Source organism: Paenibacillus sp., from assembly GCF_035645195.1.
Lineage (GTDB): Bacteria > Bacillota > Bacilli > Paenibacillales > YIM-B00363 > Paenibacillus_AE.
On sequence record NZ_DASQNA010000022.1, the window covers coordinates 147,419 to 174,063 of the forward strand.

The window sequence follows — 26,645 nt, forward strand, 5'->3', positions numbered from 1 at the left end:
CGGATTCAGGGGGATGGAACGAGAATGAAGAAGAGATGGTTGCTTGCCGCCGCGCTGGCGGCGCTGGTGAGCCTGGCGGCGTGCGGCGGCGCGAACGGCGGGGAGCATGGAGCGGATCGCGGAGCGGCGTCGGGCGAACATGAACACGGAGCCGGCGAAGCGGCTTCGGATGCCGCGGAAGAGACCGGAGGGCACGGCGGTCACGGCGATCACGGCGGGGCCGAGGCGGCCCCGGCCGCCGATTTGCGGGCGTCGTTCGCCTTCGCCGAGGGCGCCGCGAAGGCGAACGAAGAAACCGAGCTGACGGTGCGCATTACGGATCCGCAGGGCAATGCGGTTAACGATTTCGAGGTGAACCACGAGAAGCTTCTTCATTTAATCATCGTCGATCACGACTTGTCCTTCTTCGCGCATGTGCATCCCGAGTTTCGAGGCGACGGCACGTTCGCAATCGACGCGACGTTCCCGGCCGGCGGCGAGTACAAAGTATTCGCGGACTTCGTGCCGTCGGGCGGATCGGCCATGACGCTCAGCGAATGGATGAAGGTCGAAGGCGCGGAAGGCGCCCACGCCGCGATCGAGCCCGACGCGGCGCTGACGAAGAAAGCGGCCGGAACATCGATCGAGCTGGCGCTCTCCGGGACGAAGGCGAACGAGGAAACGGAACTGACGTTCACGATTCGCGATGCGGCAACCGGCGCGGACATCGACGACCTGGAGCCGTATTTGGGCGCCGTCGGGCATGTCGTCATTTTGTCGGCCGACGCGGAGCAATACTTGCACGTGCATCCGCTGGACGAAACATCGACAGGGCCTGAGGCGCGGTTCGCGGCGACGTTCCCCGCGCCGGGGCTGTATAAGATATGGGGCCAATTCCAGCGCCAAGGCGAAGTCATCACCGTTCCGTTCACGATCGAAGTGTCCTGAGAGGGGGAGAAATCGTTGGCGGAGATGACGAAAATAGCGGCATCGCCTCCGATCGAGGTCGGAGGCAGCCTGTTTACGGCGGAGCAGCTGGCCGCCGTCGCCGCCGCCGCCGGGCCGGAAGGGCGCGTCGAAATGACGCCGTTCAAGCAGCTGTACGTCGAAATTCCCGCAGAACGCCGCGCCGAGGCGGAAGCGAAGCTGGCGGGAGCCGGGCTCGAGGTGTACCTCGCCGGGTTCGCGACGAAGAGTTTGATCGCCTGCAATTTTTGCAAAGGGGCCGAAGAGGCGGGACTGGAGACGGCGCGAGCCGTTAACCGGGCGATTGCGGGCATTCCGGCGCCGACCCCGCTCAGAATCGGGTACGCGGGCTGCGCGCTCGGCACGAGCGAGCCGCTGCTGAAGGATATCGGCATCGTGAAAATGAGGGATTCGTTCGATCTGTACGTGGGCGGCGATCCGAAAGGACTCAAAGCTTCGACGGCTCGCCTGCTCGTCTCCGGACTAAAGGAGGAAAGGCTGGTTCCGGCCGTGACGGCGCTGGTCGACTATTACAGAACGAATGCCAAAGGCAAAGAAAAATTCGGGAAATTCGTCGATCGCGTATCGTTAGATACGCTGAGGGAGCTTGTAGGTTAAGATTGGAAAGATCGCCAAGCGCCGACCGGAAACGGGCGGCGCTTTGTTTTATTTCGGAGGGGGTTGCGCATAGTAGTTTTAATATAACAGTAGACAGTACTTCAAATTTTGAGTAAAATAAAAAACTGCTGCAGTATATAATTCATACTAATCATATAGGAAATGAGGGAATAGAGTTGGAAAATAACCTGATTCAAGCGATCCAATCCAACTGGATCAGCTTATCGGTCTCCATCTTGGTCATCGCCTTCCTGTACGGACTCGCGCGCAAGCGCGTCTCGTTCGGGAAGCGGGTGCTTACGGCGCTCGGTCTCGGTTTGGCCGTCGGCATCGGGCTCAACACGTTCGATATCGACGCGACGAGCATCAAGACGATCGGGAGCATTTACGTCAATTTGATCAAAATGCTCGTCATGCCGCTCGTCACCGTACTGGTCATCACGAGCATCACTTCGATCTCGAGCCTCGGACATCTGCGGAAAATCGGCGTGAAGACGATTTCGCTGTTCCTCGCCACGACCGGCGTCGCCGCGCTGATCGGCTTGATCGTCGCGCTGGCGTTCAACCCGGGCGCAGGCATTCAGCAGGCGCTGCCGGAAGGCTTCGCGGCTCGCGACATTCCGACGTTCTCGCAGGTCATCTTGGACCTCGTGCCGGCAAACCCGATCAACGAAATGGCGACGGGCAAAGTCGTTCCAGTGCTCATCTTCTCGATTTTCCTCGCGATCGCGATCGTGCACATCAGCGCGAAATCGCCGGAGAAGGTCCAGCCGGTGAAGGCGTTCTTCGATTCGTTCGCGCAGGTCATGCATCAAGTGACGAAATACGTCATCCGCTTGACGCCGTACGGCGTGTTCGCGCTGATCGGCAACATGGCGGCCAGCTACGGGCTCGACACGCTGATGCCGCTCATCAAAGTCATCGCGGCGACGTATGTCGCGCTGCTGATCCACTTCGTGCTGACGTTCGGCGGGCTGGTCTCGTTCGTCGCGAAGGTAAATCCGATCAAATTCGTCCGCAAAGCGTACCCGACGATCGCCGTCGCCTTCACGACGCGGAGCAGCTATGCGACGCTGCCGGTCAACCTGCAGGTCATCACGAAACGGCTTCGCGTGTCTGACCGGATCGCCAGCTTCGTGGCGCCGCTCGGCGCGACGATGAATATGAACGGCTGCGGCGGCGTGTGGCCGGCGGTCGTGGCGGTATTCGCGGCCGGCGTGTTCAATGTGCAGCTGACGGTGTCCGACTACATTCTGATCGTGCTCGTCAGCATGATTTCGTCCATCGGCGTCGCGGGCGTGCCGGGTCCGGCTTCGATCTCGACGACGGTCGTCTTGACGGCGCTCGGCTTGCCGCTCGAAGCGATCGGTCTCGTGCTCGCCGTCGACGCGATCGTCGACATGGGCCGCACGGCCGTGAACGCGACGGGCACGACGGTCAGCGCGCTGATCGTCGCGAACTCGGAAGGCGAGTTCGACCGCGCGGCGTATCAGAACGACGAGGAAGATCCGCTCGAGCTGCAGACGGCGTAACGGTTTTGTGAGTAAGAGGATTTCCCCGAAGGGGGGAGTCCTCTTTTTTCATACGAGGCCGAGGCGGCGGACTATGCCATAGCGGACTATGCTATAATGGAGTCCATATAGGTAAGAGAACGAAATCGGACGGGGTGAGGCCATGAACTTCGCTGCTGCAGGGTACGCGTCGCTGCTGCCGGCGTACGCGGCAGCCTTCCTCGGCGGGTGGGCGTTCGCCGCCATGTCGCTGCCGCTGCCGTGGGTGCTCGGGCCGATGGCGGCCGTCATGCTGTGGAAGGCGTACCGCCCTCCCGCGCGCAAGACGCCCGCGCCCTTGAGGAACGGCGCATTAGTCGCGCTGGGCATCGTCTTCGGGCTGCAGTTCACCGGAGCGACGATCGTGCTGGTCGGCCCTTATTTGCTGCCTTATTTGGGCATCACCGCTGTGACAATCGTGTGCTGCGTCGGACTCGGCGTCTTGTTTTCGCGGTGGACGGCGACCGACCGCGTCTCCAGCGTCTTCGGCTTCATCCCGGGGGGACTGACGGAGATGGTCGTGACCGGAACGGCGGTCGGCGCGAAGCCGGGCACCGTCGTCTTCCTCCAAACGCTGCGCCTTCTATCGGTGCTGTCGGTCGTGCCGCTGCTCGTGACGCTGTGGTTCGCGCCGGAAGGAAGCGGTGCGGCGCTGGTCTCGCCTGCGGCGCCGTCCGCCGGGCCGAGCGCGGGCGCGGCCGGCTTCGCGTGGTACGCGCTGCCCGCGCTCGGCGGCTGGCTGCTGCGCCGCATCGTGCCCGCATCGTACGTGCTCGTCCCGATGCTGCTGACGGCGCTGCTGCACATCGCGGGCGCGGGGCTGCCCGCGATTCCGGCCGCCGCGCTCATCGCGGCGCAAGTCGTCGTCGGCGCCGGGCTCGGCGAATCGGTGTCGTTCCGGGACCTGCGGGCGGTGAGCGCCCAATGGTGGCGCGTCTTGCTGCTCGTCGCCGCGATGCTGGCGCTGTCGCTCTTGCTGGGGGCGGCGCTGCACGCGTGGACAGGGATGGGAATGCCGGCGGCGCTGCTCAGCGTCGCGCCCGGCGGGCTGATCGAAATGGCGCTGACCGCATCGTCGGTCGGCGCGGACGCGGCCGTCGTCACGTCGCTGCAAATGGTTCGGTTGTACACGATCATCGGCATCGTGCCGATCGCGCTGAAGCTGTGGTTCGGACGCGGGGCGCGCGCCGATCGGTTAGCGGAATGAGCGTTTGCAGTATAGTCGAATAGGAATGCTTATACAGCCGTCTCGGGGTTCGAGCTCGGCTGTTTTTGTTTCCGCAAATGAGCACAAATCGCCACCAGAAAGCGCTTTACAAATAATTAATGAGCATATATAATCAAGTTGTTCCATAAACAATCACAATCAGTCACGAAATGAGCATGAACGAGCATGAGGACGTCTAGATATATAGAGGCAGTGGATAAGGAGAGTGTGAAGCCCGTGCTGTACGAAGAAGAGCGCAAGCAGGAAATCGTCGACTATGTCCTGAAGCATGGCCGGGCCTCCGTCGCGCAGCTTGCCGAGCTGTTCCAGGTGTCCGAATCGACGGTGCGCCGCGATTTGAAAGACCTCGAAGACGCGAAGCGGCTTCGCCGCACGCACGGCGGGGCGGTTCCGATGCAGGACGACAACGCGGAGCCTCCGTTCCTCGAGAAGGAGGACCGCTTCCGCAGCCAGAAGGCGGCCATCGCGAAGCAAGCGGCGGAGTTGATCGAAGAGGGCGACCGCATCGTGCTCGATTCGGGCACGACGACGCATCACCTTGCCAAAGAGTTGAAGCGGTTTCGCCAGCTGACGGTGGTGACGAATTCGCTCGTCGTCGCGCAGGAGCTCGGCGGACATCCGACGATCGAGCTCATCCTGGTCGGCGGCACGCTGCGCCCGGAGACGCTGGCGATGGTCGGGCCGCTCGCGGAGCGCGCGTTCGAGCGCATCCATGCGCACAAGGCGTTCGTAGCGACGAACGGCATTCACCCCGAGGCGGGGCTGACGACGCCGAATTTGCTCGAGGCGGCCGTGAAAGAGCGCATGATTCGCTCGGCCAGCCGCGTCGTGCTGCTCGCGGACCACAGCAAGTACGGACGCGTATCCTTCGCGAAGGTCGCCGATTTGTCCTCCGTCGATCAGTGCATCATAGACGAAGGCGCGACGGCGGAATGCCTTCATCAGCTGGAGAAGGCCGGCATCGAAACGATCGTCGCCCGCGAAGGAGGAAGCAAGCATGACTAACGCAACGGGCATCGTGACGGTGACGCTCAATCCGGCCTTGGACAAAACGGTAACGGTCGAGCGCTTCGAGCTCGGCGCCTTGAATCGAATTCGCGACATGCGCACGGACGCGGGGGGCAAGGGCATCAACGTGGCGAAGGTGCTGAAGCGGTTCGGCGTCGACGCGGAAGCTTTGGGGCTCGCCGCCGGCATGCAGGGGCGGACGCTGACCGAGATGCTCCGCCGCGCCGGCATTCCGTACCGCTTCGTCGAAGCGGAAGAGGGCGAAACGCGGACGAATTTGAAAATCGTCGACGAAAGCACGAATCGCACGACCGAGCTGAACGAGCCGGGGTTCGAAGCGACGCCGGCGATGCTGGACGATTTCCTGCGACAGTTCGAGGCGAGCGCGGGCGAGGCCGCGATCGTCGTCATCGGCGGAAGCCTCCCTCCGGAAGCGCCGTCCGATTTCTATAGAAGCTTGATCGAGATCGCCAACGGCCGCGGCGCGAAGGTCATCCTGGACGCCGACGGCGAGGCGCTGCGCTCGGGCATCGAGGCGCAGCCGTACGCGCTGAAGCCGAACATTCACGAGCTGGAGCGGTTGTTCGGTGAGCGCTACGACACCGTGGAAAGCCTGCGCAAGGCGGCGGCGATGCTGCTGAGCGGATCGACGCGCTGCGTGCTCGTGTCGATGGGCGAGAAGGGTTCGCTGCTGCTGCACGAGGAGGATGCCTACTTGGCGAAGCCGTTCCCGATTACGCCCGCCAGCACGGTAGGGGCCGGCGATTCGATGGTCGCGGCCATGGCGTACGCCTTCCTCCGAGAGTTTACCGGCGAGGAGCTGGCGCGTTGGACGTCCGCCGCGGGAACGATCACGGCGTCGAAGCCCGGGACGGACGTGTGCACGTTGGAAGAAGTACGGGAGAGGCTGCCGGACGTCGGCATTACGAAATTATAACGGTAGAAAAAAGGGAGGATCACCCATGAAAAAGATACTTGCCGTAACCGCCTGTCCGACAGGGGTTGCGCATACGTACATGGCAGCGGAGTCGCTGATCAAAGCGGCGAAAGACAGCGGCACCTCGCTGAAGGTGGAAACGCGCGGCGCCGTCGGCGTCGAGAACGAGCTGACCGAGCAGGAGATCGCGGAAGCGCATGCGATCATCGTCGCCGCGGATACGGACGTCTTGGAAAGCCGGTTCGCCGGGAAGCCGATCGTTCGCGTCCCGGTCGCGCAAGCGATCAAAAATCCGCAAGGCTTGATCGAGGAAGCGTTAAATAAACAAGCGGCCTCGAGCGCAGACTATGTGCAGCAAGTGGAAAAGACGAAGGCCGAGCGCAGCTCGGCGCGCACGGGCGCTTACAAGCACTTGATGACGGGCGTGTCCGCGATGCTGCCGCTCGTCGTCGCCGGCGGATTGCTCATCGCGCTGTCATTCGTGTTCGGCATCGAGGCGTTCAAAGTGGAAGGCACCCTGGCCGCGGCTTTGATGAGCATCGGCGGCGGCGCGGCGTTCGCGCTGATGGTGCCGATATTGTCCGGCTTCATCGCGTTCTCGATCGCCGAAAAGCCGGGTCTCGCCCCGGGCCTGATCGGCGGCATGCTGGCGTCGCAGCTCGGCGCCGGATTCCTCGGCGGCATCATTTCCGGCTTCATCGCCGGTTACGCGGCGCTGCTGCTCAAGCGGCACATCAAGCTGCCTAGACATCTCGAAGGGTTGAAGCCGATTTTGCTCATCCCGCTGCTCGCCTCCGCGATTGTAGGCCTTCTTATGATTTATGTCATCGGCGAGCCGGTATCGGCGATCATGAACGGCCTCACGGCGTGGCTGACGACGCTCGGCTCCGCGAACGCGGTGCTGCTCGGCCTGCTGCTCGGCGCGATGATGGCGTTCGATATGGGCGGACCGGTCAACAAAGCGGCGTACACGTTCGCCGTCGGCTTGCTCGCCAGCGACGTGTACGGCCCGATGGCGGCCGTGATGGCCGCCGGCATGACGCCGCCCCTCGGCCTTTGGCTGGCGACGCTGCTCGCGCCGAAGAAATTTACGAACGAAGAGCGCGAAGCCGGCAAGGCCGCTTCCGTCCTCGGCATCTCGTTCATTACGGAAGGCGCGATTCCGTTCGCCGCGGGCGATCCGCTGCGCGTCATCCCCTCCTTGGTCGCCGGCTCCGCGGTGACGGGCGCTCTCTCGATGCTGTTCGGGGCGACGCTGCGGGCGCCGCACGGCGGGATCTTCGTTCTCCCGATCCCGAACGCGGTCGGCCAGCTGGGCATGTACGTCGTCGCGATTGCCGCGGGCATCGCGGTGACGGCGCTGATGCTCTCGATTTTGAAGAAGCCTGTGAAGGCGTAATATAGCTGCTCAAAGAACGACGCGAGAGGGGCGCGCAATCCCCTCTTTTCTTAATGAAGAGGAGAGAAAATTAATGAAAATTACGGAACTGTTGGATCGGAAAGCGATTTTCATCCCGCTGCAAACGACGGATAAAGCCGAGTGCCTGCAGCTGATGGCAGAAGGCCTCGCGGCCGCGGGCGCGGTCTCGAACCAAGACGAATACGTCGCGGCGCTGAAGCAGCGGGAGGCGACGGGCTCGACGGGCATCGGCTTCCAAGTCGCGATTCCGCACGGCAAATCGGCGGGCGTCGCGCGTCCGGCGATCGCGTTCGCGAAGCCGGCGCAGCCGCTCGATTGGGATTCGCTCGACGGGCAGCCGGTGAAGGCCGTCATCATGATCGCCGTTCCGGAAGGCGCCGGCAACGAGCATCTGCAAATTCTCATTTCGATTTCGCGCAAGCTGATCGACGAACAGTTCCGCAACGCGCTGCTTTCCGTCGATTCGGCGGACGAACTGATCGCCTTGCTGGAAACGATCTCTTAATAAGGACTTACGGAGGGACCTACGCATGTACGAAGTAAAAGCGACGATTCAAAACAAGGACGGATTCCACATTCGTCCCGCGCAGCTGTTTACGGAAAAGGCGCTCGCCTACCAAAGCACGATTCATTTGGCGACGGACGGCGCGGACGTGGACGGCAAGAGCATTCTCGGGCTCATGACGCTCGGACTGCGTCAAGGCTCGGTCGTAACGATCAAAGCGGAAGGACCGGACGAGCGCGAAGCGGCAGAGGCGCTCGCCGCGTTAATCGAAAGCGGGTTCGGGGAGGCGTAAGTCTCGATCCCGGGAGCGCATGGGGGGATACGGAGTGACAGAGAAACGGCTGCAAGGCTTGGGCGTATCCGAAGGCATTCGGATCGGGAAGGCGTTCGTATACGAACCGGCGGGAGCCGGCGCGGCGGAGGACGTCAAGGCCGACCGCCCGGACGAGGAGCTCGCGCGGCTCCAGGCGGCGAAGAGCCGCTGCGTCGAGGAGCTGAACGAGCTCGTCGAACGGACGAAGGAGAAGCTCGGCGAAGAGAAGGCGACCATTTTAAAAGGGCAAATCAGCTTCTTGAACGACCCCAGCTTTTACCCGCCGATGGAGGCGTTGATCAAAGGCGAAGGCTGGAGCGCGGAGACGGCGGTGCGGCGCGTCGTGAAACAGGTGGCGGCGCTGTTCGAAAGCATGGCGAACGAATATATGCGGGAGCGGGCGGCCGACATTCGCGACGTCGGCGGCCGGCTGCTGTCGCATCTCGCCGGCGGCGCGGCCGTCCGGCTGTCGGACATTCGCGAGGAAGTCATCATCATCGCCGAAGACTTGTCGCCGTCCGACACGGTGCAGCTCGATAAAAACTTAGTGCTCGGCTTCGCGACGAAGGTGGGCGGCAAGACGTCCCATACCGCGATTTTGGCCAACTCGCTCGGCATCGCGGCCGTGCTCGGCCTCGGCGAGCAGACGAAGGAGATCGCGCATGGCGACCTGCTCGTGCTCGACGGCGGCGCGGGCGTATGCATCGTGCGGCCGACGTCGGAGACGGTAGCGCGGTACGAGCGGTTGCTCGAGGAAGAGCGCGCCGGTCATACCGAGCTTGAGGCGTACGCGCATCGCGCCGCGGAGACGAAGGACGGACACGTCTTCGAGATCGCCGCGAACATCGGCCGTCCGGAGGAAGCGGAAGGGCTGCTCGCGCGCGGCGCGGAAGGCGTCGGATTGTTCCGCACGGAGTTCCTGTTCATGGACCGGAACGCCGCCCCGAGCGAGGAAGACCAATACGAAGCGTACAAGCGGGCGCTCGAAGCGATGGACGGGAGGCCGGTCGTCATTCGGACGCTCGATATCGGCGGAGATAAGCATTTGCCGTATTTCGACCTGCCCGAAGAGATGAATCCGTTCCTCGGCTACCGAGCCATTCGGCTCTGCTTGGATAACAAGGAGCTATTCGTCACGCAGCTTCGCGCGCTGCTGCGCGCCAGCGTGCACGGCGACTTGAAAATCATGTTCCCGATGATTTCCGGCATGGACGAGTGGCGCGCGGCGAAGCGCGTCTACGAAGACGTGCGGGCGCAGCTGATCGCCGAAGGCGCCGCCGTGGCGGATCGAATCGAGCTCGGCGTCATGATCGAAATTCCGTCGGCGGCGCTAATCGCGGACCGCCTGGCGAAGGAAGTCGACTTCTTCAGCATCGGCACGAACGACTTGGTGCAGTACACGGTCGCGGTCGACCGGATGAACGAGAAGGTGTCGTACCTCTACGATTACTTCCATCCGGCCGTGCTGACGCTGATCAAGCGCGTCATCGACGCGTCGCATGCGGAAGGCAAGTGGACCGGCATGTGCGGCAGCATGGCCGGCGACCCGCTGGCGGCTCCGCTGCTCGTCGGGCTCGGGCTGGACGAGTGGAGCATGTCGCCGACGGCGATTCCGAAAATCAAACGCGAAGTGTCGCGGCTTCGGCGGGATGACTGCGCGAAGCTGGCCGACGCGGCGCTCGATCTCGGGACGCCCGCGGACGTGCGGGAAGCGCTGCGGTCGTTCTTGGAGAATGTGTAAGGTAAGAATACGAATGGCCGATCGCCTGCGGGCGGTCGGCTTGCTTGCATTTTACGGCGCGTACGGCGGGAACGGTTCTACGCTCGGGTCGCGGACGATGCGCCCGGGCGCGAGCTTTACGTCGACGAAGCCGGCCATGGCGCGCAGCTGGCAGCGAATCGGGGCAGACCGGCCGATCAGGACGAAGTTTTGCAGGTCGGCGGAACCCGGCGACGGCAGCCGGAAGGCGCGCGTATACGGAAACTCCTGCTGCAGCGTCGTCAGCGCGGAGCGAATGCGCTCGTTCTGCTCGCCCCTTCCGATCAAATTCAACGCGATGCCGCCTCTAGGGTGCAGCTTCCTCCGGCACAGCCGGAAAAACTCGAGCGACGTCAAATGGCGCGGCGTGCCTTCGTCCGTGAACGCGTCCAGCACGATGTAGTCGTAGGCTTCGTCCGATTCCCCCGCGAGCGCCGCGCGGCCGTCGCCGACGACGACGTTGTCGAGCGCATAGCCGAAAAACCGTCGGCTGGCGTCCAGCACCGCTTCCTCGATTTCCGCGATTTTACACCGCTTGTCCTTCAGCGCTTGCCCCATCGTGCCGACGCCGTGGCCGATCACGAATACGGATTCGTAATCCGGATCGTTTTCTTCCATAAGGTGCATTATCGCTCTCGGGTACTCGAGCACGATGCGCGCCGGGTCGTTCAGATCGACCGCCCCCTGCACCGCGCCATCCGCGAACCGGAGCGCGCGGAAGGCGCCTTTTTCCCCGTACAGCTCGTTCGTTTCGTATACGGTCAGCGCGCCGCCGCCAACGGACCGGGTCCACAATTCGCGCATAGGCAGCGATAACCTCCTTTTTTTGCATTCATATGTTGAATTGATATATATAGGAGTGATATAGTGATGCTGTCGAAAGGGAGTGATCGCCGTGCAAAGCCAGGACGTCATCCTCGGCATGTTGATGAAAGCGAGCTTGTCCGGGTATGAAATCAAGCAGCATTTCGAAACGCTGTTTTCTCATTTTTACAATGCGAGCTTCGGCACCATTTATCCGACGCTCAACCGGATGGAGCGGGACGGGCTCTTAACGAAGCGGAGTCTCGCGCAGGTCGGGAAGCCGAATAAAAACATCTATACCATTACGGCGAAAGGAAGACAAGCGTTCTACCGCTACCTGGAGAGCGACATTCAGGAGACGGAAGTGAAGTCGGACTTCATGCTGCGGCTGTTTTTCGGCGAGTGGGCGGACCGGGACCGGACGATCCAGTGGCTTGAGGACGGCATCCGCAGACATGAGCGGACGCTTGCGAAGCTGTACGCCGACCGCGAGCAGTGGGCGGCGAAGCTGAGCCCGACGCAGCGGGTGTGTCTCAACATCGGCATCGCCAATACGGAGGGCGCGCTGCAGCAGCTGCGCGAGGGGCTCGCGGAGCTGCAGTCAGGCGCGGGGCGGCGGAGTTGAATATGCGAAGAAGGGCGGAGGTACGCCATGGAACCGTTTTTGCACAATCATCAATACAATAAAATCGTCCAGCAGGCGCAAATACTGCTGTCCGCGCTGCAGACGTCGTCGGACCGGCGGGTCGTCGAGGCGGCGCGATCGCGGGCGGTCGCCGTCGCGCTGGAGGCTTGTCCGGAGGCGTCGGAGGATAACCGGCGAACGGTGGAGCGCGTCGGCGAATTGCGCACCGCGGAGGATGTACAGGCGTATATCGCGGAGCTGCAGTTGTATACGCGCAAGTTCCCGCTGCTGTCGGAACAAGAGGCGAAGCGGCTGTTTCCGAAGACGAAGAAGCTGAAGCTGCCCGATCTCGCGCAGGCCGGCGGCAAGCCGCTGACGTATTTGAGCTGGGTCGACGGCGGATCGAACCGGATGTATCTCGTATACCGCCGGGACGCGGCGAGCGCATGGATCGGGGTGGAAGGGCGGTTCGAGGCGGTCGCGAAGAAAGGCGTCTGCGCCTTCTGCAACCGAAGCGGCGAGACGGCGCTGTTCACCGCCGTGACGAAGGCGCGCCTCGCTCACTTGCCCGATTATTATAAGGCGGTCGGGCAGTACATTTGTTTGGACGGCGCGGCGTGCAACGCGCGGATCGCGAGCGTGGAGACGCTGGAGCAGTTTTTGGAGACGATAGGGTCGTAACATGGGGAAAACCCCCGACATCCCGAGCGCGTTCGCCGGGGATGCGGGGGTTTTCGCGTAGGCTGGCTGCTTATTGCGTCCCAGCGGCTTTCACGCCGGCGACGATCGACGGGAGCGCTTCTTCCAAGGAAGCGGGCGGACGGCCGAGCAGCTTAGCGAAGTCGCCGCTGGAGACGTCGAGCGTGCCTTCCCGGATCGCGCTTTGAATCGCGACGAGGATCGGCACGACGAAGTCGGGCACGCCCGCGCCGGCCATGATCGTGCCGTACGTCGCATCGTCGACGTGCTGCACCGGCACCTCGCGGCCGAGCGCGCGGGACAGCGCCGCCGCGAAGTCTTCCGTCGTCGCCGGCGCGCCGGCGAGCTCGTAAATCGTGTTCTCGTGGCCTTCGCCCGCGAGCACCGCGGCCGCCGCGCGCGCGTAATCGTCGCGGCTCGCCCACCCGACGCGCCCGGCGCCGGCCGACGTGACGATCGGAGCGCCCGCCAGCGCGCCTTGAATCGAGCCGATTTCGTTCTCGATGTACCAGTTGTTGCGCAGGAACGAGTACGGAATGCCCGTCGCGCGGATCGCTTCTTCCGTCGCCTTGTGGACGGGAGCGAGGAACAGCGAGCTCGTATCCGCATGGGAGACGCTGGTGTAGGCGATAAATTTGACGCCGGCGCGCTTCGCCGCGTCGACCGCCGCTTGGTGCTGGCGGATGCGAGTGTCGTTGTCGCCTTGGGTCGATACGATCAAGATTTTATCGATGCCGGCGAAGGCGGCGTCGAGCGATGCCGGATCGTCGAAGTCGCCTTGGCGCACATCGACCCCGCGGTCGCGGAGCGCTTGCGCTTTCTCGGGCGAGCGCACGCTCGCGGCGATTCGCTCGGCAGGAACGGTTTCGAGCAAAGTTTCTACGACTTTCGCGCCCAGTTGCCCTGTAGCGCCGGTAACCAAAATTTTCATAAGAGAATTCCCTCCAGTGTTTCGATTTATATTGTTATAACCAATTTGGTTACAACTCATGTATAAAAACAGTCTCTCGACGAGACTGGATTTACCGCGTATTCGATTGCTCCTGCATCTCGGCAATCAGCTGCCGCAGGGTGACGCCCGCCAGCTTGCGCTCCATGGCGAGCTGCGCTTCGCGCATGTGGGACCGCAGCGCTCCTTCGATTCGCTGTCCGACGGGACAGAGCGGATTCGGCGCATCGTGGAAATTGAACAGTTCGCCGTCGTCCGTCGAGCCTACAGCCCGGTATACGTCCAGCAACGAGATGTCCTCCGGAGCTTTCGTCAAGGACGTGCCGCCGACGCCGGGACGGACGGTCACTAGACCGGCTTTCTTTAGCATGGCGATCATTTTGCGCACGATGACCGGATTCGTGTTGACGCTGCCGGCGATGAATTCTCCGGTGCATTGCGACGGAAACTGAGCGATCAAAGACAAAGCGTGCACGGCTATCGAAAATCGGCTGCTGATTTGCTTCATCTTTTCTCACCTCCGTTGTAACCATGATAGTTCTAACGAAGGCGAATGTCAAGCGCGCGGAAATGAAAGGCGAATGAACGCATCGAAAAAGGGGAAACTTCTTACCAAACGCCTGCAACGATTCTTCCGCATTCGCAGTCCATAATAACGAAGGAGGAATGCATCATGCTACGACTTTGTTCGGTCTTGTTGCTTGTTTTCCTGACGATGGCTTGCGGGAACGCCCCCGCGGCCGACCCGGCGCCGGAGACGACGCCTCCGGAAACGACGGCCCCGGATCCGGCCGCGCCCGACGCGGAGCAGCCGGCTGAGCAGCCGGCGGACGGCGGGGCGAATGCCGGCGCCGAAGGGGAAGAGACGATCACCGAAACGGTCCAGCTCGAAGGAACGGAGGAGTCTATCACGCTCGTCAAATATACGGACGAAGGGATCGGCTTCACGACGTACGTGCCCGAGGATATCGAACCGTCGTCCGCAAGCTCGGGCGAGGGCGACGCGTTCTTCGCGACGGCGAATTTCGGCGGCACGCGCGAGCCGAGAGCGGTGTTCTATCTGTTCGCTCCGGCGGAGGAGATGACGAAAGAGAAGTTCGTCGACTATTCCCATGAGCTGAAGCGCCAGGAGGGATTCGAGATCGCGCCGTACGCCGCGGACGCGCCTCGGCGGTTCGCCGGCAGCTTCGAAGAATACGGCATCCACAAAACCGGCGCGGACGGCACGATCGTCGGTTCGGTCGCGCTGATCGAGGCGAACGGGCGGATGGTGCAGATCACGATCCAGTACCCGGAAGATTACGAAGAAGGTTTCGTGCCCCGGGCGATGAAAATTTACGAGCATATGCATTGGAAGCAGTAGCAGGTGCTACTTCGAAGAGCATTGAAAAATGCAGAAGGTCTGTCGGAAACGACGGGCCTTTTGTTTTGTAATTTTCTTTATCAATTCACCGCGTTAACATGTTGGCAAATGCCTGAAATGGGTAAAGGCGCCGTGCTCCCGATCGAGAAAAAAACCAACCCCTGCATTGAGGGATTGGGGTTTTATTTGAGGCGGTCGTAAGTATCTTTATCGATTCCCAGTTGTTGTTTTAAAATTCTACGGAACAATCCCTTTCCAATTTCGCCCGAACCTTTGGAAACTCGTGTCCGTCTAACGTTACCGTTGGAATCAGTTTTTTCGTAGATGGTATCTCTTCCCTCGCGCAGCTTTTTCCAACCGTTACGTTTTAGCCAAGTCTCAAAATCGTCCCAGCTAGGCATTAACCGTGAAGCAAGCGAGAAACCGCTTTAACATCGTCCTCGAGCAAAACTCGGAGAACGTAGGGTGCATGACCACGGGTATTGGGCGCATTGGTATACCGAACATATTCATTAAAGTAATCCTGGGCATATTCAACGAGTTGCTGTGCCAGTTCAAGACGCAGCTCCTCAAGTGTAGCTCCGTCAGCGACAATGAAATCAATCTCCTTGATGCTGCCGGCATAACGACCATCTTCATCCTGCTCGTACTCAAAATTAAGCTCATAAGCAGACAGGAAAAAGCGCATATGGTCGCGAGATGCGGCAACAATTACGTCACGGTTCCGGCGGATAGCCTGCGGCTTCTCGCGAACGACGGTATCAATAAAACCGCCCATATTCGCGCGAACTTGTGTAGCCAATAGAGCCTCCATAATCATCCCTCCTCACCTCCTATCGTAGCACGCGAAAAACGTTATGTACATAGTGTACGTTGTGTACATTTTTATATGTTATCCATTCCCCTTCATCGTTGTGCTTAAACTAAACGAAAAAACTGAGCTCTCATCTTTTCGTGAAAATGGGGCAGTCTAGAAAAAATGGAACGGATACGATTCGCAGGGAAAAGGAGCTGACAGCCTTGATTTCGGAAGTACTGAAGAAAGCGGTCGCGCTCGGCTTGGGCGTGACGGCGATGAGCAAGGAGAAGGCGGAGCGCTTGGTGGAGGAGCTGGTGCGCAAAGGGGAGGTTCGCCCGAACGAGTCGCAAGAGCTGCTGACCCGGCTGCTGCAGCGCGGGGAAGAGGAGCGGAGCGAGCTAAAGAAGATCGTTCAAGAGCAGTTGCGGAACGTGCTCGCGGAGCTGCGCGTGGCGACGAAAGAGGATGTCGAGCGGCTGGACGCTCGGCTGACCGCCTTGGAAGGGGCGGGCGGCGCGCCGGCCGTCGCGGGGGCGGAATCGACCGAGCCGCAAACGGCGCCGCCGGCGGGGCCGTCGCCGGAATGACGATCGACGCCGCTGAAAGCTAAGAACCGAAAGGGTGCGCCCGCATGGCAATCGGCAGACAAATACGGCATATGAACCGTTACCGGGACATCGCGGCCGCGCTCATGCGCCACGGCTTCGGCTTTATCGTCGAGGAGACGGGCCTGTTCCAGGCGCTGGCGCTGCCGGCGCGCATGGTGCGCAGAGCGGCGCCGCCCGAACGCAAGTCGGTCGGCGAGCGGCTCCGGTACGTCATTCAGGAACTGGGACCGACGTTCGTCAAGCTCGGCCAAATCGCGAGCACCCGCTCGGACATGCTCCCGGACGATATCGTCTCGGAGCTGGCGTTGCTGCAGGACCGGGTCGAACCGTTCCCGTACGCGGAGGTGAAAGCGCTCATCGCGGCCGAACTCGGCCGGACTCCGGAGGAGCTGTTCGCCGAGTTCGAGGAGCGGCCGACGGCCGCCGCTTCGATCGGACAGGTGCACCTCGGGCGGCTGCATACCGGCGAGCGCGTCGCCGTGAAAATTCAGCGCCCCGGGGTATCGCCCGCGATCAAGACCGACCTGGAAATTTTGCGGAATTTGGCGGCGCTCGCGGAGGCGCGGTTCGAATGGGCGCAGCGGTACCAGCTGCAGGGGATGGTCGCCGAATTCGGCAAGGCGCTGCTGCAGGAGCTCGATTACACGATCGAGGGTCGCAATACGGAGCAAGTCGCGAAGCAGTTCCGCGGCGACAGCGGCGTGCGGATGCCCGCCATCTACTGGGTATACACGACGAAGCGGGTGCTCGTCATGGAATACCTCGACGGGGTCAAGGTCAATCAGCTCGACGAGCTGGAACGGATCGGCGCGGACCCGAAGCGGATCGCGAGGAAACTGCTCGAAGCGATGTTTCACCAAATGTTCGTGGAAGGGTTGTTTCACGCGGACCCGCATCCCGGCAATTTGCTGGCGATGCCCGACGGCGCGGTCGCCTTCATCGACTTCGGAATGGTCGGCCGGTTGTCTCCGGCCATGAAGACAAGCTTCGCGAGCCTCATCATCGCGCTCATGCGGCAAAGCACGGAAGGCGTTATGAAGGCTGTGCTGCGCATGGGGCTGCTGACGGAGGAGGCGAATTTGGACGAGCTGCGCCGAGATGTGGAGGAGCTGCGGGAGAAATATTACGGCGTGCCGTTCAGCGAAATGAGCCTCGGGGAGGCGGTCAACGATTTGCTCGATACGGCCCGCCGCCACCATATCCGAATCCCGACGGATTTCCTGCTGCTCGGCAAGGCGCTGCTCACGGTCGAAGGCGTCGCCGTCGCGCTCGATCCCGAAATCAGCATCGTGAGCCTCGCGGAGCCGTTCGGCCTGCGGCTGCTCAAGGAGCGGCTCCATCCGAAGCGGCTCGGCGCCGCCGTATGGCGCGACGTGTCCGAATACGGCGACATGCTGCTGCGGCTGCCGAAGCAGGCGAGCGAGCTGATGAGCGTCGCGAAGAGCGGGCGGGCGCGGCTCGAGATCAGCGTGCCGGAGCTGGACGCGTTCCTCCGGAAGCTGGATCGGATCAGCAACAAGCTGTCGTTCAGCATCGTCATGCTCGCCTTCAGCATCGTCATGACGGGGCTGATCATCGGTTCCTCGCTCAGCCGCCAGCCGAGCGTGCTGTGGAAGGTGCCCGCGATCGAGGTCGGCTTCGGCATCGCGATGCTGATGTTTTTGTGGCTGCTGTACGCGATTTTGAAATCGGGGCGGTTTTGAATGCGGAAGGTCCGGTCCGTCCGGCGCGGGGAGCGCCGGCTGCGGAGCCGGACCTTCGTTGTGTTAGGGCAGCTGCGTCGAACCCATCAGCCAGCGGTCGCATTCGCGCGCCGCTTCGCGGCCTTCGTGAATCGCCCACACGACGAGGCTCTGCCCGCGGCGCATGTCGCCCGCGGCGAAGACGCCTTCGACGTTGGTGGCATACTTGCCGTACGCCGCCTTGGCGTTGGACCGCTCGTCGCGTTCGACGCCGAGCTGGTCGAGCACGGTCGACTCCGGCCCGAGGAAGCCCATCGCGAGGAGGACGAGGTCGGCGGGGTACACCTTCTCGCTGCCCGGCACCTCGACCGGGACGAAGCGGCCGGCGTCGTCTTTTTGCCACTCGATCAGCACCGTGTGGAGCTCCTTCACGTTGCCGTGCTCGTCGCCGACGAACTTTTTCGTATTGATCAAATATTGCCGCGGGTCGCCGCCGTATTTCGCTGCGGCTTCCTCCTGGCCGTAATCCATCTTGTATACCTTCGGCCATTCCGGCCACGGGTTGTTCGCGGCGCGCGTCTCGGGCGGCTTCGGCATAATTTCGAACTGCGTCACGCTGCGGCAGCCGTGGCGCATCGACGTGCCGACGCAGTCCGTGCCCGTGTCGCCGCCGCCGATGACGACGACGTGCTTGCCGCTGGCGGAAATGAAGGCGCCGTCCTCGAGCTCGGAATCGAGCAAGCTTTTCGTATTGGCGTGGAGAAATTCCATCGCGAGATGGATGCCCTTCAACTCGCGGCCTTCGATGCGAAGATCCCGCGCCTTCGTCGCGCCGCCGCACAGGACGACGGCGTCGAACTCGCGGCGCAGCTCGTCCGCGGGCACGTCTTTGCCGATTTCGCAGTTCGTCACGAACGTGATGCCCTCGGCTTTCATCAGGTCGATGCGGCGCTCGATGTATTGTTTGTCGAGCTTCATGTTCGGGATGCCGTACATGAGCAGGCCGCCCGGGCGGTCGGCCCGCTCGTAGACGGTCACCGTATGGCCGGCTTGGTTCAGCTGCGCCGCGCAGGCGAGGCCGGACGGACCGGAGCCGACGACGGCGACCTTCTTGCCGGTGCGGACGGCCGGCGGCTTCGGCGTAATCCAGCCCTCGGCGAAGCCGCGCTCGACGATCGCCTTCTCGATCGATTTGATCGCGACCGGCGAGCCGTTCAGCCCGACGGTGCAGGAGCCCTCGCACGGAGCGGGACAGACCCGCCCCGTGAACTCCGGGAAGTTGTTCGTCAGGTGCAGCCGGTCCAGCGCCTCGCGCCAATGGCCCCGGTAGACGAGGTCGTTCCATTCCGGGATCAGGTTGTTGACCGGGCAGCCGGCGGCCATGCCGCTGATCAGCTTGCCCGTATGGCAGAACGGAATCCCGCAATCCATGCAGCGGGCGCCCTGCTCGCGCAGCTTCGCTTCCGGCATCGGCTCCGCGAATTCGCGGAAATGGGCGATGCGGAGCAGCGGCGCCTCTTCCGAAGCGGTCTCGCGGGTGTATTCCATAAATCCTGTCGGTTTGCCCATGTGCTCGACTCCTCCTCTCCGGCTAGTTCAGTTCCCGCTCACGCGGGCGACGTCGCGCATATTTTCCTCGAACGCGGCGAGAATCGCCTTCTCGTTCGACAGTCCGGCTTTCTTGCCCCGCTCGATCGCTTCGAACATCCGCTTGTAGTCTTTCGGAATGATTTTCACGAAATCGAGCACCGCTTCTTCCCAAGCATCGAGGATTCGGTGGCCGACGGCGCTGCCGGTGAATTTGACGTGGTTGCGGATCATCGTTTTGACCTCGTTCGCCTCGAACGCTTCCGTAATGTCCTCGAACAGCACCATCTCCGCGTTCACCCGGCCGCGGAGGTCGCCGCGCGGGTCGTACACGTACGCGATGCCGCCGGACATGCCCGCCGCGAAGTTGCGGCCGATGTCGCCGAGGACGACGACGCGCCCGCCGGTCATATATTCGCAGCCGTGATCGCCGACGCCCTCGACGACGGCGTGCACGCCGCTGTTGCGCACGCAGAATCGCTCTCCCGCCATGCCGCGGATGTACGCTTCGCCGCTCGTCGCGCCGTAGAACGCCACGTTGCCGATGATGATGTTCTCCTCCGGCACGAAGGCGGCTTTCTCCGGCGGGAAGACGATGATTTTGCCGCCGGACAGCCCTTTGCCGACGTAATCGTTCGCGTCGCCCTCAAGCGACAGCGTCATTCCTCTCGGCACGAACGCGCCGAAGCTTTGGCCGGCGGAGCCGTCGAAGTGGAGCCGGATCGTGTCGTGCGGCAGCCCTTCGGCGCCGTAGCGGCGCGTCACCTCGCTGCCGAGCATCGTGCCGACGACGCGGTTCGTGTTGCGGATCGGCAGCAGCGCGTGCACATGCTCCTTCCGCGTAAGCGCCGGCTCGCACATCTTGAGCAGATGCGTCCGGTCGAGCGCGCGGTCGAGGCCGTGATCCTGCGCGATGGAGCAGAACCGGCCGTAATCGTCCGGCACGTCCGGGCGGTGGAGGAGGGGGCTCAAATCGACGCCCTTCGCCTTCCAATGGGCGATCGCGCGGTTCGTCTCCAGCACGTCGGTGCGGCCGACCATTTCCTCGATCGTGCGGAAGCCGAGCTGCGCCATCCATTCGCGCGCATCCTCCGCGATGAATTTCATCAAGTTGACGACGTGCTCCGGATCGCCCGCGAACTTCGCCCGCAGCTCCGGATTTTGCGTCGCGACGCCGACGGGACACGTGTCGAGATGGCAGACGCGCATCATGACGCAGCCGATCGCGATGAGCGGCGTCGTGGCGAAGCCGAACTCCTCCGCGCCGAGCAGGGCGGCGACGACGACGTCGCGGCCGGTCATCAGCTTGCCGTCCGTCTCGACGGTGATGCGGCTGCGCAGATTGTTCAGCAGGAGCGTCTGATGCGTCTCCGCAAGACCGAGCTCCCACGGCAGGCCGGCGTGGCGGATGCTCGTTTGGGGCGAAGCGCCGGTGCCGCCTTCGTAGCCGCTGATGAGCACGACGTCGGCTTTCCCTTTGGCGACGCCGGCGGCGATCGTGCCGACGCCGATCTCGGAGACGAGCTTCACGCTGATGCGCGCCCGCGGGTTCGCGTTCTTCAGGTCATGAATCAGCTCCGCCAAATCTTCGATGGAGTAGATGTCGTGATGCGGCGGCGGCGAAATGAGGCCGACGCCCGGCGTCACGCCGCGCACCTCGGCGATCCACGGGTACACCTTGCCGCCCGGCAGCTGGCCGCCTTCGCCGGGCTTGGCGCCCTGCGCCATCTTGATTTGGATTTCGTCGGCGTTCACGAGGTAATGGCTCGTCACGCCGAATCGCCCGGAGGCGACCTGCTTGATGGCGCTGCGGCGAAGGTCGCCGTTCGCATCCGGGGAGAATCGGCTCGGATGCTCGCCGCCTTCGCCGGTATTGCTCTTGCCGCCGATGCGGTTCATCGCGATCGCGAGCGTTTCGTGCGCTTCCTGACTGATGGAGCCGTACGACATCGCTCCAGTCTTGAATCGGCGGAGGATCGACTCCGCCGGCTCGACCTCCTCGATCGGGATCGGCTGGCGGCCTTCGGTCTTGAACGACAGCAGGCCGCGCAGATGGAACTGCTTCTCCGCGTCGCGAGAGATGAACGAGGCGAATTGTTTATACAGCTTATAATTGCCGGTGCGAACGGCCGCTTGCAGCGCGTGGATCGTTTCCGGGCTGTACAGATGCTCCTCGCCGTCCCTGCGCCACTGCAAATCGCCGCCGGCGTCGAGCGTCCCCGCGCGCCGTCGCGGCGCGTACGCGCGTCCGTGCCGCTCCAGCGTCTCGCGGGCGATCTCCTCGAGGCCGATGCCTTCGATGCGGGACGCCGTCCACGTGAAATACCGGTCGACGACCGCCGAGTTCAGGCCGATCGCCTCGAAAATTTGCGCGCCGCGGTAGCTTTGGATCGTGGAAATGCCCATTTTGGCGAGCACCTTGACGACGCCTTTGGTCGCGGCCTTCACGTAATTCGCGATTCCCTTCTTCGCGTCGACGCCGGTCAGCTGTCCGGTTCGGATCATCGCCTCCAGCGTCTCGAACGCGAGGTACGGATTGATCGCTTCGGCGCCGTAGCCGAGCAGCACGGCGAAGTGGTGCACCTCCCGCGGCTCGCCGGATTCGACGAGCAGGCTGACCCGGGTGCGCGTCCCTTGGCGGATCAAATGATGATGCAGCCCGGCGACGGCGAGCAGGGCGGGGATCGGCGCCCATTCGGCGTCCGCGCCGCGGTCGGACAAAATGATCAGGTTCGCGCCCGAGGCGATCGCCCCGTCCGCGTCCGCGAACAGCTTCTCCATCGCCGGGGCGAGCGCGCTCTCGCCGTCCGCCGCGCGGAACAGCGTCGGCACGGTCGCGGACAGGAATCCTTCGCGGCGGATGTACCGCAGCTTCGCGAGCTCCGCGTTCGTCAGGAACGGCGTCGCGAGGCGGATGCGGCGGCAGCTTTCCGGCTCGGGGGCGATGAGATTCCGCTCGGGCCCGATCGTCGTCTCCTGCGCGGTGACGATCTCCTCGAAATTCGCGTCGATCGGCGGATTCGTCACCTGCGCGAACAGCTGCTTGAAATAGTTATAGAGCAGCTGCGGCCGATCGGAGAGCACCGCGAGCGGCGCGTCGTAGCCCATCGAGCCGACCGGGTCGATGCCGTGCTTCGCCATCGGCTCGAGAAACCTGCGCAGCGTCTCGAACGTGTAGCCGAACGCCTGCTGCCGCTGCAGCAGTTCGTCCGCGGCCGCCGCCTCCGTCGCGTCGGCTTCCGCCACCGCGGCGGCCGATTCGCGCGCCGCCTCCGCCGCCGGCGTCTCCGGCAGCTCCTCGAGCCGGGTCAGATGCGCGTCCAGCCATTCGCGGTACGGCTTTTCCCGCACGATCCGATCCTTGATTTCTTCGTCCGCGACGATGCGCCCGAGCTTCGTATCGACGAGCAGCATCCGGCCCGGCTGGAGACGCGCCTTGCGCACGATGCGCTCCGGCGGCAGCGGCAGCACGCCGACTTCGGAGGCGAGCACGATCAGATCGTCGGACGTCACGTAATAGCGTGAGGGGCGCAGTCCGTTCCGGTCGAGCACGGCGCCGATCAGCGAGCCGTCCGTGAACGCGATCGCCGCCGGTCCGTCCCAGGGCTCCATCAAGCAGCTGTGGTATTCGTAGAACGCGCGCTTCTCCGGGCTCATCGACTCGTGCTTCGACCACGGCTCCGGAATCATCATCATGGCCGCATGCGGCAGCGAACGTCCGGAAAGCATGAGGAACTCCAGCACGTTGTCGAAAATTTGCGAGTCAGACCCGTCCGTATCGACGATCGGAAGAATCTTGCGGATGTCGTCGCCGAACAGCTCGGAGGCGAGCAGCGCCTCGCGGGCGCGCATCCAGTTGATGTTGCCGCGGAGCGTGTTGATCTCGCCGTTGTGGATGAGGTACCGGTACGGGTGCGCGCGCTCCCAGCTCGGGAACGTGTTCGTGCTGAAGCGCGAGTGGACGAGCGCCAAAGCGCTTTCGAGCGAAGGGTCCCGCAGCTCCATGTAATATTCGTCCACCTGCTCCGGCGTCAGCATGCCTTTGTACACGATCGTCCGGCTGGACAGACTCGGGAAGTAAGCCGGCTGATCGCCCGCGGCATCCCGGAGCGCCCGTTCGGCGCGCTTGCGGATGACGAACAGCTTCCGTTCGAACGCAAGCTCGTCGCCGCCGGTCAGCTCGCTGCCGACGAACAGCTGCCGGACGAACGGCTCCGCGGCGAGCGCCATGTCGCCCAGCGAGCCGTTGTCGACCGGCACCGTCCGCCATCCGAGGAACGTCTGGCCTTCTTCGCGCACGATCGATTCCACGATGCGCTCGCACCGCTCGCGGAGCTGCTGATCCTTGGGCAGGAACGCCATGCCGACGCCGTAGCGCCCGGGCTCCGGCAGATCGATGCCGAGGCCGGCGCACGCTTTTCGGAAGAAGCCATGGGGGAGCTGCAGCAAAATGCCCGCGCCGTCGCCCGTGTTCGTCTCGCTGCCTTGGCCGCCGCGGTGATCGAGATTGACGAGCACTTCGAGCGCTTGCCGCACGATGTCGTGAGAGGGGGCGCCTTTGATGTTCGCGACGAAGCCGATGCCGCACGCGTCATGCTCGTAGCGGGGGTCGTAGAGACCTTGCTTGGGAGGGAAGCCTGGATCCTTCATCGATGCCAACCTTTCTATCCGGATTTTCGGTGGATGGATGCGGGTCGCGGCATGTTGTCTATGTAGATGTATATCGATAGGAGAGAGAAAATATGGCACACCGGCGGAAAAGGGAGCCCACCGATAGCCCCTTTTGCCGGTGAAGCGCTTACAGTGTGCGGATGCGGGAACGCGCTACGAGATCTGTAAAATATAGTCACGATTCTATCATTCGAATTTTGTTCGCGCAATATTGAATATTGTGAAAAGTTAGACGGTTTAGATATAAACGGAATTGAATTGCGCAGGCGAGGGGGAGCGCGGCGGCGGGCGCCGATTCGGCAGGCGGCGGGGGCATTGTTCGCGGGTGCAGGGAGGCGGTCGGGGCGGCGGATCGCGAGCTTTTTGCACTAATAGCGAGTTTAGCCTCGCTATTAGTGCGATTTCCTCGCTATTCGCGGGAGGAGATGATGCGGCAGCGGGGGAGTGCAGGAATTGTGCTATTTGCGGAGGGGACTGGAGGCGGTCGGGCAGCATGTTAAGGAGGGTGAGTGGCGGATGGCGGAATTTTTCGGCAGCGGCGCCGTTCCGTTGGGACGAGACCCCAAAAAATTTTTCCAGCGACCCCCTCAAATCGGACGAGCCTTACGAATGCTGTCGTAATTTTACGATTCGGACAAGGAAGCGGGGCGTTCTCGATGAGCTTGGACAACTGCAGCGGGTGCGGAAAATTGGTGCTGAAAAAGCCGGGACACTTATTTTGTCCGTCATGCATGGCGGCGCAGTCGGAAAGCCTGTGGAAAATCAAAGATTATATCCTGCGGCATCCTTTGGCGACGATTCTCGACATTCACCGGGACACGGGCGTATCGCTCAAGGCGATCCAAGATTTCATCAAAGATCAGCGCGTCCAATATCGGTAAGGCGGAAAACGAACAGCGCGAACGCGAATTTCGGCGGGCGGCGATGTTCGTTTTTCTTTTCGCGCGCTCTTTAACAAGTGTTCCAGCCGTTCCCGTGATATAATTGGAGCAATCAACAGGATGACTAACGAATTCTACAACAGCAAGGTGTGAGCTTCCATGGCGAATCATTCGGATCCGCAAGAATCGAAAATGCAAACAGCCCGATCGGCGGATAGCTTCCGGCTGACCGCGGCGCTCAATCGCCATCTGAGCTGGCTGTTCAGCGAGCCGGGCGGTGTCCGGCTCAACATATCCAAGATGACGTTCTCCGGTCTCGAGTTGGCGAATCCCGTTTTCGCGAAGTCGGTCATGCTCGAGGTCGCGTTCCACGACTGCCGCTTGCCGGGGGTATCGTTCGCGGACGCGACGATCACGTCGGGCAGCTTCGACGGGTCCTACCTGAGAGGCGGCAATTTTTCGCGGGCGTACCTCGTGAAATCGTCGTTCCGCGGCGTCGACGCCGAAGGCGCCGACTTCACGAAAGCCGACCTGCAGGGCGTCGACTTCCGCGGCGCCAACCTGAGGGGCGCGAAGCTCGCGGGCGCGGTGCTGTACAACGCCGATTTCCGGGATGCGGACCTTCGGGGCATCGACCCGACGGGCGTCCACTTCGGCGGCGCCAAGCTGGCCGGCGCGCTCCGGGACGACGCGCCGTAACGAAACAACGGACCTCCTCGCGCTCGCGGCGCGGGGAGGTCCGTTGTTCGTTGTTAAGCGTTCCGAGAGAGCTCGAGCGCCCGCCGAACGAAGCCGTCGGCTTCGAGCAGCAACGCTTGCGCCCGGGGCGCTTCGACGTCGGCGAGCAGCATGACGATGGCCGTCTTCACGTGGCGGCCCGCCGCTTCGAACGCCTTCGCGACCCGCTCGTCGTCCGCGCCGGTCGCCTGCGCGATGATGCGCTTCGCCCGGTGGACGAGCTTCTCGTTGGACGGGTTGAGGTCGACCATCAGATTGCCGTATACCTTGCCCGAGCGGACGAAGGCGGTCGTCGTGAGCAGATTCAAAATCATTTTCTGCGCGGTGCCCGCCTTCATGCGCGTCGAGCCTTGGATCGCCTCGGGACCGACGACCGCCTCGAGCATCAGATCGGCGCAATCGGCCATCGGCGTGCCCGGGTTGTTGCTCAGCCCGACGACGCGGGCGCCGATGTCCCGGGCGCGGCGCATCGCGCCGAGCACGTACGGCGTCCGGCCGCTGGCGGCGATGCCGACGACGACGTCGCCGGCGCGCACGCCGTGCGCGTCGATGTCGGCGGCGCCGGTCTCGGCGCTGTCCTCCGCGCCTTCGATCGGGTCGCGCACCGCCTGGAAGCCGCCGGCGATGATGCCCTGCACGAGCGAAGGGTCGGTGCCGTACGTCGGCGGGCATTCGGACGCGTCCAGAATGCCGATGCGGCCGCTCGTGCCGGCGCCGACGTAGAACAGCCGCCCGCCGGCGCGGAACGCGTCGACGATCCAATCGGCCGCGAGGGCGACGCTCGGGATGATCGCGCGGACGCTGTCGGCGACTTTGCGATCCTCGTCGTTGATGAGCAGCATGATGCTTTCCGAATCGAGCTCGTCGATGCGCGTCGTGCGTTCGTTCACCTGTTCGGTAATCAACCGGTTTAACAATTCATGGGACGAAGAAGACGAAGAAGACATTGTATTCAT

Annotated in this window: 25 protein-coding genes; 17 read left to right on the forward strand and 8 right to left on the reverse strand. The window is 62.9% G+C overall.

Going from position 1 to position 26,645, the window contains the following annotated elements:
- Positions 1-24 precede the first annotated feature (24 nt).
- From VE009_RS12140 to ptsP, 10 genes are all read left to right on the forward strand, one after another.
- The gene (locus VE009_RS12140; protein ID WP_325007910.1) at positions 25-927 is read left to right on the forward strand and encodes a hypothetical protein; all 903 of its coding nucleotides are present in this window, start codon (positions 25-27) and stop codon (positions 925-927) included.
- 24 nt (positions 928-951) lie between these two features.
- Entirely contained in the window at positions 952-1,563 is a 612-nt protein-coding gene (locus VE009_RS12145; RefSeq protein WP_325008032.1) for a nitrite reductase, read from the forward strand.
- 176 nt (positions 1,564-1,739) lie between these two features.
- Positions 1,740-3,095, forward strand: coding sequence for a dicarboxylate/amino acid:cation symporter (locus VE009_RS12150; protein ID WP_325007912.1), 1,356 nt, complete (start codon positions 1,740-1,742; stop codon positions 3,093-3,095).
- A 142-nt stretch (positions 3,096-3,237) separates the two neighbouring features.
- Positions 3,238-4,320 carry an AbrB family transcriptional regulator gene (locus tag VE009_RS12155; RefSeq protein WP_325007914.1) on the forward strand — a complete coding sequence of 361 codons (1,083 nt, stop codon included), beginning with the start codon at positions 3,238-3,240 and terminating at the stop codon, positions 4,318-4,320.
- A gap of 186 nt (positions 4,321-4,506) precedes the next feature.
- Positions 4,507-5,346 (forward strand): DeoR/GlpR family DNA-binding transcription regulator, encoded by an 840-nt coding sequence (locus tag VE009_RS12160; RefSeq protein ID WP_325007916.1) that lies wholly within the window; start codon positions 4,507-4,509, stop codon positions 5,344-5,346.
- Positions 5,339-6,286 (forward strand): 1-phosphofructokinase, encoded by a 948-nt coding sequence (pfkB, locus tag VE009_RS12165; RefSeq protein WP_325007918.1) that lies wholly within the window; start codon positions 5,339-5,341, stop codon positions 6,284-6,286. Before VE009_RS12160 ends, pfkB begins: the two co-directional genes overlap by 8 nt.
- 25 nt (positions 6,287-6,311) lie before the next feature.
- A complete protein-coding gene (locus VE009_RS12170; protein ID WP_325007920.1) occupies positions 6,312-7,685 on the forward strand; it encodes a fructose-specific PTS transporter subunit EIIC in 1,374 nt (457 codons plus the stop codon).
- Positions 7,686-7,758: 73 nt separating this feature from the next.
- Positions 7,759-8,211, forward strand: a complete 453-nt coding sequence (locus VE009_RS12175; RefSeq protein WP_325007922.1) for a fructose PTS transporter subunit IIA — start codon at positions 7,759-7,761, stop codon at positions 8,209-8,211.
- Between the two features lie 25 nt (positions 8,212-8,236).
- A complete protein-coding gene (locus tag VE009_RS12180; protein ID WP_325007923.1) occupies positions 8,237-8,503 on the forward strand; it encodes an HPr family phosphocarrier protein in 267 nt (88 codons plus the stop codon).
- 19 nt (positions 8,504-8,522) lie between these two features.
- A complete protein-coding gene (ptsP, locus tag VE009_RS12185) occupies positions 8,523-10,265 on the forward strand; it encodes a phosphoenolpyruvate--protein phosphotransferase (protein ID WP_414694838.1) in 1,743 nt (580 codons plus the stop codon).
- Positions 10,266-10,316: 51 nt separating this feature from the next.
- Here ptsP and VE009_RS12190 read toward each other — a convergent pair whose 3' ends face one another.
- The gene (locus VE009_RS12190) at positions 10,317-11,087 is read right to left on the reverse strand and encodes a fused MFS/spermidine synthase (protein WP_325007925.1); all 771 of its coding nucleotides are present in this window, start codon (positions 11,085-11,087) and stop codon (positions 10,317-10,319) included.
- A gap of 91 nt (positions 11,088-11,178) precedes the next feature.
- Between VE009_RS12190 and VE009_RS12195 the strand changes: the two genes are divergently transcribed.
- Both VE009_RS12195 and VE009_RS12200 read left to right on the forward strand, forming a co-directional pair.
- Positions 11,179-11,712 (forward strand): PadR family transcriptional regulator, encoded by a 534-nt coding sequence (locus VE009_RS12195; RefSeq protein WP_325007926.1) that lies wholly within the window; start codon positions 11,179-11,181, stop codon positions 11,710-11,712.
- 27 nt (positions 11,713-11,739) lie between these two features.
- The gene (locus VE009_RS12200; protein ID WP_325007927.1) at positions 11,740-12,393 is read left to right on the forward strand and encodes a FusB/FusC family EF-G-binding protein; all 654 of its coding nucleotides are present in this window, start codon (positions 11,740-11,742) and stop codon (positions 12,391-12,393) included.
- A gap of 70 nt (positions 12,394-12,463) precedes the next feature.
- Here the strand turns inward: VE009_RS12200 and VE009_RS12205 are convergent, their stop codons facing one another.
- The gene (locus tag VE009_RS12205) at positions 12,464-13,342 is read right to left on the reverse strand and encodes an SDR family oxidoreductase (RefSeq protein WP_325007928.1); all 879 of its coding nucleotides are present in this window, start codon (positions 13,340-13,342) and stop codon (positions 12,464-12,466) included.
- Positions 13,343-13,433: 91 nt separating this feature from the next.
- Positions 13,434-13,868, reverse strand: coding sequence for an Rrf2 family transcriptional regulator (locus VE009_RS12210; RefSeq protein ID WP_325007929.1), 435 nt, complete (start codon positions 13,866-13,868; stop codon positions 13,434-13,436).
- A 165-nt stretch (positions 13,869-14,033) separates the two neighbouring features.
- Here VE009_RS12210 and VE009_RS12215 point away from each other — a divergent pair, with 165 nt between their 5' ends.
- Complete coding sequence (locus VE009_RS12215) at positions 14,034-14,723, forward strand: hypothetical protein (RefSeq protein ID WP_325007930.1); 690 nt, start codon at positions 14,034-14,036, stop codon at positions 14,721-14,723.
- Positions 14,724-14,905: 182 nt separating this feature from the next.
- Here VE009_RS12215 and VE009_RS27255 read toward each other — a convergent pair whose 3' ends face one another.
- Both VE009_RS27255 and VE009_RS12220 read right to left on the reverse strand, forming a co-directional pair.
- Positions 14,906-15,124 (reverse strand): type II toxin-antitoxin system HicA family toxin, encoded by a 219-nt coding sequence (locus VE009_RS27255; RefSeq protein WP_414694840.1) that lies wholly within the window; start codon positions 15,122-15,124, stop codon positions 14,906-14,908.
- Positions 15,124-15,543, reverse strand: coding sequence for a hypothetical protein (locus VE009_RS12220; RefSeq protein ID WP_325007931.1), 420 nt, complete (start codon positions 15,541-15,543; stop codon positions 15,124-15,126). Before VE009_RS12220 ends, VE009_RS27255 begins: the two co-directional genes overlap by 1 nt.
- 200 nt (positions 15,544-15,743) lie before the next feature.
- Between VE009_RS12220 and VE009_RS12225 the strand changes: the two genes are divergently transcribed.
- Together VE009_RS12225 and VE009_RS12230 are read left to right on the forward strand one after the other, a co-directional pair.
- The gene (locus tag VE009_RS12225; protein WP_325007932.1) at positions 15,744-16,109 is read left to right on the forward strand and encodes a phasin family protein; all 366 of its coding nucleotides are present in this window, start codon (positions 15,744-15,746) and stop codon (positions 16,107-16,109) included.
- Between the two features lie 44 nt (positions 16,110-16,153).
- Entirely contained in the window at positions 16,154-17,833 is a 1,680-nt protein-coding gene (locus VE009_RS12230; RefSeq protein WP_325007933.1) for an AarF/ABC1/UbiB kinase family protein, read from the forward strand.
- A 63-nt stretch (positions 17,834-17,896) separates the two neighbouring features.
- On the opposite strand, the gene VE009_RS12235 is transcribed toward VE009_RS12230, so the two are convergent.
- Both VE009_RS12235 and gltB read right to left on the reverse strand, forming a co-directional pair.
- Positions 17,897-19,381 carry a glutamate synthase subunit beta gene (locus VE009_RS12235; protein ID WP_325007934.1) on the reverse strand — a complete coding sequence of 495 codons (1,485 nt, stop codon included), beginning with the start codon at positions 19,379-19,381 and terminating at the stop codon, positions 17,897-17,899.
- Between the two features lie 27 nt (positions 19,382-19,408).
- On the reverse strand, positions 19,409-24,049 hold the full coding sequence (gltB, locus tag VE009_RS12240; protein ID WP_325007935.1) for a glutamate synthase large subunit: 4,641 nt from the start codon (positions 24,047-24,049) through the stop codon (positions 19,409-19,411).
- A gap of 677 nt (positions 24,050-24,726) precedes the next feature.
- On the opposite strand from gltB, the gene VE009_RS12245 reads away from it, so the two are divergent.
- Positions 24,727-24,951: a hypothetical protein gene (locus tag VE009_RS12245; protein ID WP_325007936.1), complete on the forward strand. Its 225-nt coding sequence runs from the start codon at positions 24,727-24,729 to the stop codon at positions 24,949-24,951.
- 159 nt (positions 24,952-25,110) lie between these two features.
- Complete coding sequence (locus tag VE009_RS12250) at positions 25,111-25,650, forward strand: pentapeptide repeat-containing protein (RefSeq protein WP_325007937.1); 540 nt, start codon at positions 25,111-25,113, stop codon at positions 25,648-25,650.
- 53 nt (positions 25,651-25,703) lie between these two features.
- On the opposite strand, the gene murQ is transcribed toward VE009_RS12250, so the two are convergent.
- Positions 25,704-26,636: an N-acetylmuramic acid 6-phosphate etherase gene (gene murQ, locus VE009_RS12255; protein WP_325008034.1), complete on the reverse strand. Its 933-nt coding sequence runs from the start codon at positions 26,634-26,636 to the stop codon at positions 25,704-25,706.
- Between the last annotated feature and the right edge of the window lie 9 nt (positions 26,637-26,645).